Origin of the sequence: Halorubrum kocurii JCM 14978 (assembly GCF_000337355.1) — an archaeon.
GTDB classification, from domain to species: domain Archaea; phylum Halobacteriota; class Halobacteria; order Halobacteriales; family Haloferacaceae; genus Halorubrum; species Halorubrum kocurii.
This window is the reverse complement of record NZ_AOJH01000102.1, coordinates 1-15,805: the sequence shown is the minus strand read 5'-3', so window position 1 is coordinate 15,805 and position 15,805 is coordinate 1. Positions and strand designations below refer to the sequence as shown.

Annotated in this window: 12 protein-coding genes and 1 tRNA gene; 3 read left to right on the top strand and 10 right to left on the bottom strand. The window is 47.9% G+C overall.

Annotated features, from left to right (window positions below; translation table 11 throughout):
• The first annotated feature begins 406 nt into the window (after positions 1-406).
• The gene (locus tag C468_RS18855; RefSeq protein ID WP_080510671.1) at positions 407-985 is read left to right on the top strand and encodes a PH domain-containing protein; all 579 of its coding nucleotides are present in this window, start codon (positions 407-409) and stop codon (positions 983-985) included.
• On the opposite strand, the gene C468_RS18245 is transcribed toward C468_RS18855, so the two are convergent.
• The 4 genes from C468_RS18245 to C468_RS18235 all read right to left on the bottom strand — a co-directional run bounded on the left by C468_RS18245 (position 982) and on the right by C468_RS18235 (position 3,158).
• Positions 982-1,416, bottom strand: a complete 435-nt coding sequence (locus tag C468_RS18245) for a hypothetical protein (RefSeq protein ID WP_152422947.1) — start codon at positions 1,414-1,416, stop codon at positions 982-984. The two genes, C468_RS18855 and C468_RS18245, sit on opposite strands and share 4 nt — an antisense overlap.
• Positions 1,416-1,718 carry a hypothetical protein gene (locus tag C468_RS18240; protein ID WP_152422946.1) on the bottom strand — a complete coding sequence of 101 codons (303 nt, stop codon included), beginning with the start codon at positions 1,716-1,718 and terminating at the stop codon, positions 1,416-1,418. The genes C468_RS18245 and C468_RS18240 overlap by 1 nt, the downstream gene beginning before the upstream one ends.
• A 145-nt stretch (positions 1,719-1,863) precedes the next feature.
• Entirely contained in the window at positions 1,864-2,724 is an 861-nt protein-coding gene (locus C468_RS17720; RefSeq protein WP_080510663.1) for a hypothetical protein, read from the bottom strand.
• Positions 2,721-3,158 carry a hypothetical protein gene (locus tag C468_RS18235; protein WP_152422945.1) on the bottom strand — a complete coding sequence of 146 codons (438 nt, stop codon included), beginning with the start codon at positions 3,156-3,158 and terminating at the stop codon, positions 2,721-2,723. The genes C468_RS17720 and C468_RS18235 overlap by 4 nt, the downstream gene beginning before the upstream one ends.
• A 6-nt stretch (positions 3,159-3,164) precedes the next feature.
• Here C468_RS18235 and C468_RS16175 point away from each other — a divergent pair, with 6 nt between their 5' ends.
• Complete coding sequence (locus C468_RS16175) at positions 3,165-3,401, top strand: DNA-binding protein (RefSeq protein WP_049912296.1); 237 nt, start codon at positions 3,165-3,167, stop codon at positions 3,399-3,401.
• Positions 3,402-4,730: 1,329 nt separating this feature from the next.
• Positions 4,731-5,507: a hypothetical protein gene (locus tag C468_RS18225; RefSeq protein ID WP_152422944.1), complete on the top strand. Its 777-nt coding sequence runs from the start codon at positions 4,731-4,733 to the stop codon at positions 5,505-5,507.
• Positions 5,508-6,933: 1,426 nt separating this feature from the next.
• On the opposite strand, the gene C468_RS16170 is transcribed toward C468_RS18225, so the two are convergent.
• The 6 genes from C468_RS16170 to C468_RS16150 all read right to left on the bottom strand — a co-directional run.
• Entirely contained in the window at positions 6,934-10,386 is a 3,453-nt protein-coding gene (locus tag C468_RS16170) for a DEAD/DEAH box helicase family protein (protein WP_008849977.1), read from the bottom strand.
• Entirely contained in the window at positions 10,386-11,777 is a 1,392-nt protein-coding gene (locus C468_RS17715; protein ID WP_008849976.1) for a restriction endonuclease subunit S, read from the bottom strand. Before C468_RS17715 ends, C468_RS16170 begins: the two co-directional genes overlap by 1 nt.
• Entirely contained in the window at positions 11,777-13,801 is a 2,025-nt protein-coding gene (locus C468_RS17710; RefSeq protein ID WP_080510662.1) for a type I restriction-modification system subunit M, read from the bottom strand. The genes C468_RS17715 and C468_RS17710 overlap by 1 nt, the downstream gene beginning before the upstream one ends.
• Positions 13,802-14,043: 242 nt before the next feature.
• The gene (locus C468_RS17705) at positions 14,044-15,081 is read right to left on the bottom strand and encodes a site-specific integrase (protein ID WP_080510661.1); all 1,038 of its coding nucleotides are present in this window, start codon (positions 15,079-15,081) and stop codon (positions 14,044-14,046) included.
• Between the two features lie 101 nt (positions 15,082-15,182).
• A tRNA-Leu gene (locus C468_RS16155) sits at positions 15,183-15,267 on the bottom strand.
• 208 nt (positions 15,268-15,475) lie between these two features.
• A partial coding sequence (locus C468_RS16150; RefSeq protein WP_394295482.1) for an endonuclease III domain-containing protein occupies positions 15,476-15,805 on the bottom strand: 330 nt, incomplete at its 5' end.

The window sequence follows — 15,805 nt, the reverse complement described above, 5'->3', positions numbered from 1 at the left end:
CGGGTCCTCCGCGGCCAACGCTGACGGGGGTCCCCGATAGCGGTCGCGTTTGTGCGGGAATCCCGTCGGCGGCAATGATTGACGAGAGCCCGGTCGGGACCGACGGCCGAGACGGGTGTCTGGAACGACGTCGGGACGACGCGAGGAGAGGCATGCGCGGGACCGGATTTGAACCGGCGGACCCCTACGGGATAGCGTCCTAAGCGCCTGAGTGCCTTCGGCACTCTACAGCCCCGTAACACGCTCTCAAAACACCGTCTTCCTCTGTCTACCGGAACAAATGGCCGGCTTACTTATAAAGTTTCACCGGGATAGCGTTAGGCGCTAATCACGTTAGCCAACCGGCTGGACGTGGCTGTCTCTGACAGGGAAATCATTATCATCATACAATTTCATAACAGTTTACATGGGGATATTCAGCCAGGATGATAATGAAATTGTTCTAGAGAATGCCGACCTAGACTGTAGTCCACAGGGAAAATCAGTTACCAAGTCTAACGTAGCAAAAATTGATCAGCACCTTTCGCCAGGCGAGAAGGTCCACTATATCTCATCGGGCTCTAGATACTCTATAAACGGTGAAGAAAAACAGACATTCAACGTACGCATGGTATTAACTGATAAACGCATATTTGTCAAGAGAAAACACAAACTGATTGGAAATGAACAAAACACATTTAATTATAAGGACATTTCATCGGTGAATCTAAAAAGCGGGATGGTTTTCAAAAAATTGGCCTTGGAAATGTCAGCAACAATACACGGAATTGGTATAACGGAGACGCAGGATTCAGATGAGATTCAAGCAATAGTAGATTTTGTTAGAGAAAAATGTGGAGATAGCGGACAAAATAGGCAGAATGCAGATGAGAAATCTGAAGATCCTATAGATAGAATTGAAAAGCTGAGCGAATTAAATGAAAGTGGTGTGATATCTGATGAAGAATTCCAAAATAAAAAAGAGAAACTGATGGACCAGATCTAAAGAACAAACATTATTATAACAACAGATAGAACCAGCAGAATTGCTAGTGCTATTTTTAACTGATCGTCTGCTGTTCCCAAATCACTAGATATGGAGGTAGAATCTATTTCAGTAGGAATGCTTCCATAATAATAATCCGCGCTTTCGGGGTGATCATGCATGCTATACGCGCAGTCTTCACAGATAATATAACCACTAACAGACGGATGTTTTTGATCAGTTGCATCTAAATTGAATTTCAGTTCAAAATCCCAGTTACCCTCCTCCTCGATGCGTTTATTAACCTTACCTTCTCCAAGAATTACTGCATATCCTTTTGATTCAAATGCATCCTTCGGGACTGAACTGTCAAGGGCAACTTCTGTCTCACAAATTGAGCAGTTTTCGGTATCGTATGTGATGGTCTTGGTGACTGCACTCTCATCTTTCATTATTTATATAAGGATTTTGTGCAAGATGGACAGAGGTACTGTTCGGTTAAATCTGGATCTTGCTCATCATCTGTAAACCATTTGATTAAAACTTCTGGCTGCCAGTGGTCTTTGTTCAAACTAACTCGATCCGTTTTATTTACCGACATGTGTTTACCACCACCGATAACAACAGGTACCCCCTCCGGCATATTCTCAATATTATCTTTTTTATCATCAACAAACACATCATCATCACAGAGTGCGCATGCTGCCGTCTCGTATTCAATTGATTGTGAGATTGATGTCGTACGTTCGCTCATGTCATCCATTGCAACTTCAAGCTATTAAAATGTGTTCAGTATCTTACTAATATTGATGATATGTATTCTGTCTTAATATAAAGGAAACAAACCTCTTCGACCGGTACAGCATTAAGTACGGGTCACGCTATCTGACCGCTTGCCGCTAATGTTCGAACTCTTTGGGCAGTTCACTCTCCATCCTGTCGCCGTCAAGAGCTTCGGCTCCGTTACGGAGGAATTGAATAAAGCTGGGAATTTCTCCCTGCCAATCCTCCCGACTGGCGGTCCTTTCTAACGCTGCTGCGAGATCTAAGGCTTCATCAGCAGAGTAGAGCGCAGACTCACCTCGGCAAGCAATCATGATCCCATCCTTCCGAACTGTAGAAGACACCTGTTGTCCGGCTTCCCCGTCGTACCCCCGTCCCAAGAGCGCCGAGAACAACTTCTGGTCCGTTGGCGCAGTTCGAAGCGGGCGTGTTGGATTGTCAACACCGAGAAGGTGCTTGCGGAGACGATGAGCTGTCACCAGATCGTCCTCAGCGACGAACTCAGCAACAAGAGTGTAGACAGCCCGAGCTGGAACCATCATCCTGTCCTCAACTAGATTGATGTCTTCACTTCCATCGATGACGCTTGTTATATTGCCCCGCTCGTCAACTTCCACGCGTGGGAAGTCGTCGATAGTGTGATGCTCGCCAGCACTCTCTGGATGGTTCTTTCGACCAGCTGTCTGACCGAGGTGGATCATCACTCCTTGCTCGCCAGCGAACGTCTGATTACAGTACGGACACAGCCGAGCGTGTTTCTCGTTTTCGCGTTCTTCCGGATAGTCCATCTCAACTTCGCGTGCCCCTACGGTTTCGAGATCTTCGAACGAGACGTCTGGTGGAACCTCGCCTCGTGGTCCGTGACCGTCCCCACTCGAACGATTAACGTGAAGATTCACGCCTCTTGCTAGCGGCGTTGCGTCACACCCTTCGACCGGACAGCGTACGGTGCGCTCGTCGTTCTGGTGATCTGTCATAGATCCACCTCAAAGCGGGCATAGCAAGCGAGTCCTGAAACCCGGAAGGGCGAGGAGTTCTTACGGTCTACAGCAGCAACATGTAGAACTGCACAGACACCGGCTCTAGCAGTTTCGACCACTTGCTGGTAGCCACAGTAGTCTTCGTAATTACCGGCCTTACACCCGCACTCAGCCGGGATGAGAACGTCTCGAATATCTACGATGGTCTCTAGTTCCTCAACGATGCTCTTATCTGCCGGAGAGTTGTGTTCTGTCATGGCTTTCTGGTAACCCGGAAGGCCGCCCGTCCGGTGTTCTAGCACCGGGCGTTTTCCAAGCCGCAACGCCCCGAGGAACGGGCAACCTTCTACCAGTAACTTCGTAGTTATTGGTAATAAGTCTTTTCCACTAACTTCGAAGTCACAGGGACTATACTTTGTACGCTCGTACATACGCGCATGGAGAAAGGACGTGATGATACTGGTCGGTACACGGAGCAGATCTCACTCGATAGCGTGCTCTCTGTCTTCAACCGCGTCGAGGTGCCAGTATTGACTGCCAGCGAAGTTGCGGAGGAGTTGGACTGTTCCCGACCAAGCGCATACAACAAACTCGAAGATCTCGTCGAGCAGGGAGATCTACACAAAAAGAAAGTCGGAGCGCGAGCTGTGGTCTACATTTCCATGGACAAATAGTAGGAACCAGCCTCTCAGGACACCTAATAATTCCATCAAGGACATACAATAACTGATGGCGAAAAAATAGAACCCATCTCGGCCATCTTCCCGCGATCTAAGCGGACAGTTATAGACAGGTCGAACGAACTTTTCAAATACCACTATCCGAAAGATGATTTGAATTCACTTGTGAACTCGTCAAACTCGGATAGCCTACGATTGACTCCTTCATCAGTTGATGTAGACGATCTCCCCGATCCGTTACACGACGGCACAAGATCTCTAACCGTAGATGAAGCCCGAGAGACGTACTTACGAATTGAACGGGCTTCGTGGAAGTCTGACGACCGCACATCGAAGTACACGCGGCATCAAAAGGTCCTCTATCCACGAATCTTGGAATCTGACAGACGATTTCAAGAACAATATGAAGGATTGACGACCGCTAAACTCACTCGTGGTCTTTCTCCATTTGATGAATCTGGTGAACGGTTGACACCGTGGGAGCTTGATGCGATGCTCAATGGGGGAGAAATACGGCGGAGTGTACGGGAAGCAATTAATTATCACCTCTCAGAAAAGAGAGACTTTGATTTTGAGTCGGTAGGAGTTACGAGCGTAACACAGACATCAGGTGCGCCGCGAGAGTATATTTATCTCTGGATTGACGATCCCGACAACAAGGTGTCTGCTGAGTGGCTATCCCCCGCCTTGGACAAGCACATAGATAGATGCGCGAAAGCTTTCGAGGAAGACCATGCGTATCATAAGAACGGAAGTGCTGGTGCCATTACGGTCAGACACTCGCCGCCATTAGCCAGTCACTCTAAGGACGACTTCTGGAAGATTCAGGAGGATAGCGAAGAGCCGAGCTACGCAAATACCGCAGGAGCGAAATTTGTTGCTAGCCAGCTCGTCCATCTTCCTGTCGGGGACTATCACAACAGCAAGCGAAGTAATCCGTCTGATACTCTACTGAATGGAGGTGCGCTTGCTTGGGCCAGTCCGTATCATTGGTTCCGAGCAAGTGGGGGTGTTCCGGATCTACCATAAATGACTATGTGCCAACCACCGGAAATCTACCCCCACTCCGCTCGCCGTAGCGCTCTCCGAGATGACTAATTCAATTTTGGCAATCGACAGAGGGTGTCATCGAATTATTCGCAAGGACCTGATTTCATCTGGGATTCGATGAATCAATTGGCAGGACGAGCATTCGAACAGTCAATTTCAATTGACTGGTTGGATTGTAATATCTACTACTAGGGCACTCCTTCTATTAATTACACGGTATTTGAGGAGAGACTATCCGGAAGATACTATGATATAGTTAGAATTCAATCATATATGACGTACCAGATTAACGAGTCAGAATTTAAAACCACCTTGGAGACGGTTGGTCAAATCGGAAACAATGTTGGACATGAAGTTGTATCTCAGTATCAAGAGGAGACAGACGAATATGATGTGACTAGTTTTCGAACAAGAAGGATATGGGAGGATTTTCTATCGTACGAACTTCACCACTTGTTAGCTCGATTAGGATTCCAAAAAATGCTGGAAAAAGAATATAATATTAGCAGTAGGGTTAGAGGAATTGATGAAAGGATTGATTGGACATCATTTCACAACCCTTGGAATCAACGACTAACGATTAAGACTAATTCGTTAGAGAACCGACTTTCAATAAGAGGCCTCCAACCTCATTATAACTGGGTAACCCTAACTGAGAGACAATATAATCGTCTCCCATCAGACACTCTTGTCAGCGCAGCTAAAGTCTCATTTAGGGACTGGGGGAATCATGCTGATCTGATACAACCTGGTCCGACTAGGATAACGCATATTGTGGGAGATAAGGAGATACAAGAAGATCCAGATTATTTAGGAGAAATAAGAAGAAAATTTGATAAATTTGAAGATATGGGGAAATTTGTAGTATATAAGTTCAATAAGGAAATAGATTGGATGGCAGAGTTTAATTCCCCAATTGAAATTGATATTCTTGGTGTGTCAGACATCGACAAATTCAACAAAAGTGCTAGAAATTCCCCAGATAAATTTAGCGCTGATTACTTTTTACATACAAGTGATTTAACAAAAGTTAGTGAGAATATCGATTAAGCCGGTGATAGATAAACATGCTTCTAAATTTCTGAGATTTATCTCAATGATATTTTGCTTAATGAATATACTATACTGAACGACTTACGGATTAGTAAACAAGGTATGTGAACTGTTCTATGACTCCCCCAATCGAAAAGTAGCCGACGGAGTCGTGTGTCCAAGTTTGACTGTCCGGTAGAGAAATTTTTCGAGGACTAGCACATAGTCATAGGGGTTGTTGACCTAATCGCTGCTATTTATGAATCCATCATTCACTACCCGTACGAAGGAAGTCTGATTCCAATTATGCTATCTTTCATCGATGGAAACTCTCCCTACGGCAAACTGATCCTTCCATTTCCACGATTGGAAGTTACGGCGTTAGACGCTGGAAGGGGTGGCTGCGGAACTGCGACAGCCGCCATTATTTCGAGTCTGACTGGCGAATAATATAGTTATGCTGTGGTAATTACCTGTCGTTCACCAAATATAGTAACAAGAACACGAATACAATATCATATTTGTACTACCATTCTTCAAAATCGATTTAGCTCAAGGTATTATTTCAACTAATATAGGATACATTATATCTAGACATATGATTTCGCATCTGTGTTCACATATCGAACTAAACCCGGCGACCTTCCAGCGTTCAAACGTCTGGTCTGACAGTTATTGTAAAACTGTAGGTTCGGCCATTACCTACCCAAGCTCCTATCCCCCGATCCACGACCTATCGGAGGTTCGGCAAGAGACTACCCGAGGATAGTCTCGTCTCTTTGAATGGGAAGTGCTCGTATAGGGCATAGAGCCACAGACAGAAAAACCTTGGTATTTGATGAGTCTATAGGGAAACGCTATACGTAAGTCGGGTATTTCAGTTCAGAATTAATAGGATTCTCTATAGAGTTTGTTTTCGAGCGATATTCTGGAGTCCTGAACCGGGGGTTTGAGCGGTCCATATCAGCTCGATTGAGCGATTTAATTGACCACCACCGAGTTGAGCTGGCCTCAATTTTTGATTGTGCTTTACGTGCGGCTACACTACGGTCAGTTTCTGCCCATCTCAGATACCCCGGACGTGAAGCTACATATGGGTCGATCTTAGTGGATACATCTGTACAGTTAATTCGGGGGTTATGAAGGATAAATTTATCAGTCGAATATTTGATAACCATGGTTAGAACATCGTCGGGGATTCTGTGCGCGCCAATTAGTAACCCGGCCTACATCCCAGCGGCATTTTTGCCAGAATTTACCCCCAAAAGTGGGCGCGAGGGCGAAAGGTAACGACTAGAATAAGTTGGCTATCGATGTGTGGAAAAGCTGAGGTTCTGTACGGGAGAGTCTATCTGTTCTGGTGGAACGTGCGACTAGCGTACACTTGGTACAGCGGCGTGACTGCGGCGCCTTCCGGGTTGTAATTCGTAGTAATGTGGTTATTCTATCCTCTGAAATGCTTTTGAATGTATTCCTTTGAATCTCTGGAGCTGAGCTGCTTGGTTTCACCTTCTTTTCTAACGTATAGCTCGTCCCCCTCCATCGCTATGGGCTCATCATTTGGCTCTACTTTCACGACACATACAGATCTCTCATCAATAGTGCTGAATTGGAGTTCAGTTTGTTGAGTCGCAAATGTCTCCCCAAGGTGTTCAGCCAACCCATTCTCAAGTTGTTTCTTGAATCCTTCTTGACCTTTTGTGATTGATTTAAAGTCACTTTCTAAGCCCTGAACTACCCCCTCTTTGTCAACGCCGACGATCACGTGGCCTCCTGCGGTATTAGCGAACGCAGCGACGTGTTTTGCGACTCTCTCTTTTGCGAGATCGTCAGACTCTGTATCTGGCAGGAGATGCTCTTCGAATTCGACCGTCTTGCTTCGGCCCTTCTCTATCAGCCCCCGAGTATCTTCCTTTGAGGAGCTAACGAACTGATTGAACAACCAGCTCTGGAACACCTCTGCAAACTCGTCATCATTTGTGGCCTTGTTGAAAAATTTCGTATTCTGGTCAATCATATCCAGCATCTCCTGCCGAGTGACGTTCTCAAACTTCATCTGGGCCTTCTCAGTGCTGTTCTTCTCCACAGTCTCCTTCAACGCGTTATTCTCTTCCAAGCGTTTCTTAAGATGCTTGATGAAGGTCTTGTCCTGTTCATCAACTTCGTAACCAAACTGCTGGTTCAGCATCTCAACGATGTTATCCAACGGAGACTTCTTCTCCTCCGTCCTGGCCGTCCCGTCTTTCGACTTGTGAGTCGGTCCCAAATCACCGTTCGACTTCTCAAGCGACCGATTCTCCTCAGAAGTAACCTCTTTGATGCGGTACTGTTCAAGATCAACGAATTGCTTGACCTCGTTCGGCATCTCCCCACGCTCCACGTCCAGTTTCCTGAACAGGACCCTCGAAAACTGATAGAGCTTGTGCAGTTCTTCGTCCCGGAAGTTCACGACTTTGATGAGAAACGAGTAGAGCTGTATGAAGTCCCGCAACTTCTTGCGGAACTCTTCCTGAGTCTCCTTGTCCTTACTCCTGTACCGTTCTTTGACGGGATCGAGCACAGCGCTCAACTGATCTTGGGTCGTGTCGTCACCGTACCAGAGTTCGGTGAACTCCTCAACTTCGCTGTCTTCGAACAGTCTGAATTCGCGTAGGTCGTCTTCAAGATCGTAAACAAGCTGCGGGTTAGTTCCCTGCTTGACCCTCGTTTTGGTGTAGAAATCCTCGAATGCAGCCTGGATGTCGTCCGGATCGTTCCTGAAGTCAACGACCATCGTATCTTCCTTATTTGGATGGGTTCTGTTAAGCCTAGAGAGGGTCTGGACAGCCCTCACACCTCCAAGCTTCTTGTCGACGTACATCGTGTGCAGAAGAGGCTGATCGAACCCAGTCTGGAACTTGTTTGCGACAATAATGATCCGTGCATTATCCTCGTCGAATCGGTCCTCAATTTTGGTATCGAGGTTCTTGTTGACCTTCTTCTCTGTAAGCTTCTCGCCCTCATATTTGAAATCAGAGAAGGCAGCCAAAGCCTCGAAGTCATAGCCGTTCTCGGAAAGGTACTCGTCAAATGCTCTCTTGTACTTGACCACCTGCTCTCTCGATCCCGTGACGACCATTGCTTTCGCTTTCCCGTCTATCCGGTGCATCACCTCTTCAGCGAAGTGCTCGACGATGATTTCGGTCTTCTTCGAAATAACGAGATCGTGGCTGTCGACAAATGACTTGAGCAGTCTCTTCGCTTTGGACTCCTCAAACTCCGGGTTGTCCTCTATTGTCTTTAGCAGGTTGAAATAGTCCTGATACGTCGTGTAGTTCTGCAAAACGTCGAGAATGAACCCTTCCTCGATGGCCTGCCGCATACTGTACAGACTGAACGGCTCGTACCCGCCGTCTTCGGTCTCCTCGCCAAACATCTCAAGGGTCTTCTCTTTGGGCGTGGCGGTGAAGGCGAACGAGCTGACGTTCGAGAGGACTCCCCTCCCTTCCATATCCTGAGTCAACCGATCCTGGACGGAGATATCTTCACCGTCCTCTCCGCCCTCGGTAGCGGATTCTTCGGAGAGAGCTCTCGTTTGACTATCCTTGAGTTCGCCCGTCTGGGAGGAGTGAGCCTCGTCGATCAGAACGGCAAAATTCCTGTCGGAGAGATCCTGCATCTCCTCGACGATGTAGTCGAACTTGTGGATCGTGGTAACGATGATCTTCTCCCCGCTTTCGAGCGCCTCCTTCAGTTGCTGGGAGTTGTCCTCGACGTTGGCAACGACCCCGTCGACCTGAGAGAACTGCTTCAGATGGTGCTGTAGTTGGTCGTCAAGCACTCTCCGGTCGGAGATAACGATCACTGAGTCGAATATCGGCTCGTTCTGATCGCTATGGAGTTCAGCAAGCTGGTGCCCAAGCCAGGAGATGGTGAAGGTCTTACCACTACCCGCGCTGTGTTGGATGAGGTATCGCTGCCCCGCACCGTTCTGCTCTGCGTCGACGACACTCCGCCTTACCGCCTGGAGCTGGTGGTACCGTGGGAAAACAAGGAACTCGGAGTCTTTCAGGTTCCCCTGATCGTCTCGTTCACGAAATTCGGTTATGAAATTCTGGACGACGTCGAGAACGCTGTCCGGGCTCAGCAGGTACTTCCAGAAGTAGCTTGTCCGGTAGCCAGAGGGATTGGGAGGGTTGCCGGCACCCTCCTTGTATCCCTTGTTGAACGGTAGGAAATAGGTGTCTTGCGCATCAAGCTCGGTGGCCATATACACTTCCTCAGGATCAACGGCGAAGTGAGCGAGGCAACGACCAGGGCTGAATAGCTTGTCTCTCGGATCCCGGTCTGTCCGATACTGATCCTTAGCGTCGATAACGTCCTGCCCAGTAAACTCTCCTTTCAGCTCAGCAGTGAAAATCGGAATGCCGTTCAGGAAGATGACGAGATCGACTTCCAGATTCGATCCCGACTTGTAGGTGAGCCTTGGTATGACCGAGAAGATATTCTTCTGGTAGTTTTCGACCGCCTTCTTGTTGCGGTCTGTAGCGGGTTCGAAGTATGCAAATTGCTGAAACCTCGCTCCACTAAGCCTCAAACCGTTTCGGAGTACGTAGATTGCGCCTTTCCGTTTGATCTGTCTGTCGAGCGTGTTCAGGAATTTGCCCTCGGCACCCTCACCGTGGAAATCCGCCAACTTTTCCCACTCGTCGGGCTGGGTCGCCTTGACAAACGCCAAAACGTCCTCCGGGATCAGGGCGAGTTCTTTGTCGTAATGGCGATTTTCCCGTTCACGGTATCCACCGGGATCAAACTGCTCATATAGCGGTTCTAACTCGCCTTCCTCCCAATTCGTGTCTGAGATAAGATCATTTACAATTTCCTCCTCAAATGCTCTCTCACTGAGCTTATCAGACATTAGATCTCACCTTGCACGTCAATCTGTCCAGTCACGGCCTCAGCGATTAGAGCCCTTCTGTACTCCTTCAAGTATTCTATTCCCTGTTCTACTTTGAATATTAAATTGTCAATTTCACCCGATTCATCTTCTATCTTTTCAACAATATTCTTCTGCTCCTCTTTCGGAGGAACAAAAACACGAATCCCCTTCAGTTTAGAGGCTTTAATTCCCTTTGCAGTTGATCCTGTTTGATTCTTCATTAGCTGTGCTTGGTTAATCTCAGAGAACAAGAAATATTTTAGATGAGTTTTATTAATAATATCTGTGTTAGATTTTAATAGGATAATTCTCTGAGCAAGAGCTACTGGCGTTTCCTGGATTTGGGCTACCTCACCCATCGGCGCTTCAGTCGTGATCAGTATATCACCTGCTTCTGGTTTACCCCTCGTCATCCAATCGTTGTATTCTTTTTCGGATATGTACTCGTGGCTTTCAGAGAAATCTAATTTGCCGTTTTCAATATTTTTCGCTGTAATGAGCGTTATTCCAGTATCACTCTTCTCGGGTGTAGCACCACGATAGTCTACAAAATCGTCTACGATATTTCTTAGACTGATTGTCTGCCAGCCTTGTGGAATCGAACCGAACCAATCAAGCTCAGTATCTTTTGTATTCGAATTATTAGTGTTCCCGGTGACTAGATCATTAATTACTGAAGCACGCTTTTCTTCTAGAAGATCGATTAATTCTCTTTTCTTGGTTATTAATCTATTACTCTTCTTGGTCTCTTCATCAAGGAACTGTGCAATACATTTTTGTTCTTCTAATGGCGGAATTGGAACTCTTTCGTTCAAATACTGATTTATATCCAAGTTTTGGATACCAGTGGTCTGTTTAATCGATTTTAAGTTTATCCTATACTGGTACAAGCATTTGTGAAGATATGCAAGGTAATTTGAATTATAACCAGATCGAACAGGCATCCTGCCAATAAAGTTAGAACAAACCATTTTTTCATCAAGGTTGAAAAGAACAACTCTACCGACAAGTTGCTTATCACCACCTCCTGACTTTTCAATTAATAAGTCGCCATTCTTTAGTATCCTCCCAGTTTTTTTATTTTCTGGTATATCCCTCTCAGTAAGGTTTTCACTATTTATTCTAACTCTATTGTAATCGAAATCAGCCACACGAACACATTTGATGACTTTTTCAACATCTTCTGGGTCAGATCCCCAAATACCATTTATACACTCCTTTATAGTCTCTTTTAGCTTTTTTTCCTCCCAGTGGGCTGGAATCTCATCTAGCCATTCAATACCAGGAGTCGCATAATCCCCATATTTCAAATATTTGTTTTTACTATCGTTGGCGAGCCCACCTTCTATTTTTTTATTGATAGGATCCATCACTCGGTCACCTCTTGAATCATATCAACTACTTGTTGTTTTACTCGTTTAATGTCCTTCTCAATATTTTCGAGAGGTCGTGGGGATTCGTAATTGTAGAAGTAGCGGTTAAAATTGATTTCGTATCCGATCTTCCCAAGCTCGCCGTCATTAGGATCAGTCATATCCTCATTGATCCATGCATTGGGTCGGTAGGGTTGTACCTCCTCTTCGAAGTAGTCCCGTACGTCTTTCTCCAGAGGAATATACTCGTAGTCGCTAAGGTCCGTATCTCGCTCAGGGCGGCCCTTGCTATCTCTTACGATTTCTGCGTCCGGATCCTTCTCACCAAGGGCGTTGAAAATATTACCACGGACGGATTTCTTGAGATCAAGACCTGCCTCTTCTATTGCATCATCTACTATCTCTTCAAACCCTCCTCTATTTTTGTAGAGTCCATCATCTATTCCGTGTAGCATTTTGATAATGGCTTTCTGCTTCTGTTTGCCCTCCTTGCTGCCAGAGAGGTTCTGGAATGCCCTTTCATCTTTGATCTGTTCTATCCGGTCTTCAGAGGCCCTGAAATTCTTGCGAAGTGGGCGTTCGATCCGTACTTTTCTGTATCCAAATTCACGTAGCGAATGAATCTGAGAATTTGCAGTGTTATCTTTTTTCTTATATATTTTGAGGATGTTCTGGATTTGGTCTTCCGTGAGTTCCTTTCGCTTGTCTCCCTTGTTATCATCCATTAGGGTCCAAAACTCTTCGCCAGATGCGTCTATCAATTGAATTTGTTCTTTCCGCTCATCGGGTTTATCATTGGAAAGAACCCAGACGTAGGTAGTAATCTTAGTATTGTAGAAGAGTTCATCTGGAAGACGAATCATCGCTTCAATCCAGTCGTTTTCGATTATCCATCTTCGGATACTACATTCGTTTTTGCTATCAGAGATGTTTGGGTCCGCGGTAAAGAGTGGTGAGCCATTAGAGATAAACGCAACTCTACTTCCGCCCTCGTCTGGGTCCTGCATCTTCGAAAGCATTGTCTGTAGAAAGAGGAACTGGCCATCATCTTTGGCGGGAAGCCCTGCGCCGAATCTTCCTCCCCAGCCTTGCTCGTATTCCTTTTTTACGGCTTCTTTGTCGCTTTTCCAGTCTTTCCCATATGGGGGATTGGCGAGCATGTAGTCGAACTGCTTGTCCGGGAAAGCGTCTTCCGCGAGGGTGGAGCCATCCGAGATGTTGTTTGCTGCTGTGGTGTCTTCCCCCTTGATAAACATGTCTGACTTGGCGATGGCGTGTGTCTGGGGATTGACTTCCTGACCGAACGACCAGACTTCGACGTCGTCGTTGATCTGTTTTATTCGGCCTTCAGTCTCGGTCAGCATCCCACCGGTACCACAGCAGGGGTCGTACACGTGGAGGATCTGGTTTTCCTCGAATGTGTCTCTGTCTGGCTCGATTGCCAACTCTGCCATCAGATGGACGACTTCTCTCGGAGTGAAGTGCTCGCCAGGGTTCTCGTCAAGAGATTCGTTGAATCTGCGAATGAGTTCCTCGAAGATGTCCCCCATCGTGGAGTTGTCGACTCGGTCAGGGTGCAGATCAACTTCTGGCTGTGTGAATCGCTTCACGACTTTGTAGAGGAGATCGTGCTTAGCAAGCTCCTCAATAGTAGATTCGAACCCGAAGTTGTCGAGAATCTCCTGCATCTCCGGAGAGAAAGAGTGAACGTACTCCTTGAGATTCCGCTCGATGTCGCTCGGCTCGTCGAGCAGAGTTTCGAGGGTGTACTCAGAGTAATTATAGAAGGGTGCATCCGCGGCATCTTTCAGGACTTCTTGGAGGGCCTGTTCGTTCAGCTCGCCACCGTATTGTTCGTAGGCTTCCCGCACGTCATCGTTATTGGGTTCGAGAACAGAGTCAAGCCGTCTCAGAACAACAAACGGAAGAATAACTTCTTCGTAATCGCCTCGCTTAAATTTGTCACGAATTAGATCAGCAGTTCCCCAAACGAAGTTCGATATTTCGTTGAAGTCAGACATAGTTATGAATTATTCCTGCACTTCATAAATCCCCTAGTACTTGAGGGCCCATCGGAAATATAGCCACGCTACGCCGGTTTCGTAGGGATGTTAGTTCACCTTGCCCAATCTAAGCAAAGTAGGCGTTTGTACCGTTGCAGGTCAAAGTGATAGACCCCCTTGTCGTCGACTTACGCACGGATCGAGGGACGTCGACGAGATGTCGTTCTGTGGTGACCACAATCTGTACGCAGGTAGGGTTCTCAGCCCATTTTATCAAGTGCCTCTCGTCGATCTTCAACCGGGACGTTATCGTACTTGAGCGTGGTCTTCACCGACTCGTGACGTAACTGAGCCTGTGTTGCGGCAAGGTCCCGTTCTTTGGTCATGTGAGTACCAACTGAATGGCGAATGGAGTACCACGACATCTGGCGATTCTGGTGATTGATTCCAGCTCTATCGCACAGGTCTTTGAGTATCCGACTCAGTTCGTTCGAACCGTAGCGGTTCCCATGCCGAGTGAGCCACAGCTTGTCGGTGTCTTCGTATCTCGGATGGTCTTCTCGCTCGTCTATCCACCGTTCTAACGCGGTTGCTGTTCTGTCGGTGAGACTGACCGTCCAATTCCCCTCGTTCTTCGCCGAATCTTCTCGCGGGATGCGAAGGAGAGAATTTTCCGGTTCACACCAGCTAACCCTAGCGTTCCCAACTTCCACCGGACGAAGACCGGCATCGAGGCTTGTCCAAACGAGAGAGGTGAACTTCCAACTCTCGGGGTCAGCTTCGAGAAGATCGTCTGTCCCGTAGTTAGGCGTGCCGTCCTTCCCGAGTGCAGCCTGTCGGATTTTTCGTCTCTCAGGCTTTGTTAGGAAATCTCTCGGGCCGTTGTTGCCTCCACCTGATTGGAAATTCCAGTTAAACTCCCATTCGTCTCGGTTAAACTTGTGCTGAAGCCACTTCGAATACCGTCCGAGGGAACCGAGGATCTTGCCTTTCGTTGATTCGGTTACATCCCGGAAGGCGACCTCTTCCATGTAGGCCCGAGCATCCTCTTGGTCAGGTGGTGCTTTGTATCCGCCACGGTTCTCCCATACCCACAAGTCGAACCGAGCGCACCGATGACCAGTTTGACACACCGTATATGGGGAGTATCCCTTCGCCTTCTTGGGGTTCTTTCCCATTTTGAGGAGGTAGGTCAAGAAGGGCTTGCGGTACTCGTAGTAGTCTACGGCGGCCTTCCGGGTTAAGAAGTCGCGTTGGCCCTTCCGGACTATTGTAATCGTTCTATTCGGCTCTAGCATATCCGAATCGAAACCGGGACAGCGTTTCAGCGTATTCGGCTTATCGAGGTTTGTTTCGCTCATGCTTGTAGATAGACAAAGCGAAAACGGGAGGTAGAGAATGCGCGGGACCGGATTTGAACCGGCGGACCCCTACGGGATAGCGTCCTAAGCGCTACGCCTTTGGCCTGGCTCGGCAACCCGCGCGCGACCGAGCGTAGGCGAAACCGACTCAAGAACCTGACGAACCGCCGACGGCGACACGCTTTATAAATGCGGTGGCGCGCGCCGCCGAGCGCCCGCAGGGCGCGAGGAGCGCATGCGCGGCTGGAGCGTTCGCGGCCTTCGTCACCGGTCTGCGCGCAACCGTTTATATGCGATCGACTGAACCGCGATCAACAGACAACGATCCGACTTACGAACAGTATTCGCAGTCGCAGTACGCCGCACACACCGGGTTGTCGCAGTCGGCGCCGCGGGCCGAGCAGCGCTCTCGGCCGTGTCGGATCAGGAGGACGTGAAGCGGGTAGATCAGCTCGTCGGGCACCAGGTCGTCGAGCGCGTCGTGCGCGGCCTGATTCGACGCCGACTCCGGCACCAGCCCGAACCGCTTGGAGACCCGCTCGACGTGGGTGTCGACGGCCATCGTCGGCTTCCCGAAGTGGAAGTTCAACACGACGCTGGCGGTCTTCGGGCCCACGCCTTTGATCGCCGTCAGCCACTCTTTCGCGTCGTCGGTCGCAAT

Excerpts from the sequence above, each read along its gene's own strand:
- C468_RS17720 (WP_080510663.1), bottom strand. The coding sequence starts at position 2,724 with ATGACAGATCACCAGAACGACGAGCGCACCGTACGCTGTCCGGTCGAA.
- C468_RS17705 (WP_080510661.1), bottom strand. The coding sequence starts at position 15,081 with ATGCTAGAGCCGAATAGAACGATTACAATAGTCCGGAAGGGCCAACGC.
- C468_RS18225 (WP_152422944.1), top strand. The coding sequence starts at position 4,731 with ATGACGTACCAGATTAACGAGTCAGAATTTAAAACCACCTTGGAGACG.
- C468_RS18240 (WP_152422946.1), bottom strand. The coding sequence starts at position 1,718 with ATGAGCGAACGTACGACATCAATCTCACAATCAATTGAATACGAGACG.
- C468_RS18245 (WP_152422947.1), bottom strand. The coding sequence starts at position 1,416 with ATGAAAGATGAGAGTGCAGTCACCAAGACCATCACATACGATACCGAA.
- C468_RS16170 (WP_008849977.1), bottom strand. The coding sequence starts at position 10,386 with ATGTCTGATAAGCTCAGTGAGAGAGCATTTGAGGAGGAAATTGTAAAT.
- C468_RS18235 (WP_152422945.1), bottom strand. The coding sequence starts at position 3,158 with ATGTACGAGCGTACAAAGTATAGTCCCTGTGACTTCGAAGTTAGTGGA.
- C468_RS16175 (WP_049912296.1), top strand. The coding sequence starts at position 3,165 with ATGGAGAAAGGACGTGATGATACTGGTCGGTACACGGAGCAGATCTCA.
- C468_RS17715 (WP_008849976.1), bottom strand. The coding sequence starts at position 11,777 with ATGGATCCTATCAATAAAAAAATAGAAGGTGGGCTCGCCAACGATAGT.
- C468_RS18855 (WP_080510671.1), top strand. The coding sequence starts at position 407 with ATGGGGATATTCAGCCAGGATGATAATGAAATTGTTCTAGAGAATGCC.
- C468_RS17710 (WP_080510662.1), bottom strand. The coding sequence starts at position 13,801 with ATGTCTGACTTCAACGAAATATCGAACTTCGTTTGGGGAACTGCTGAT.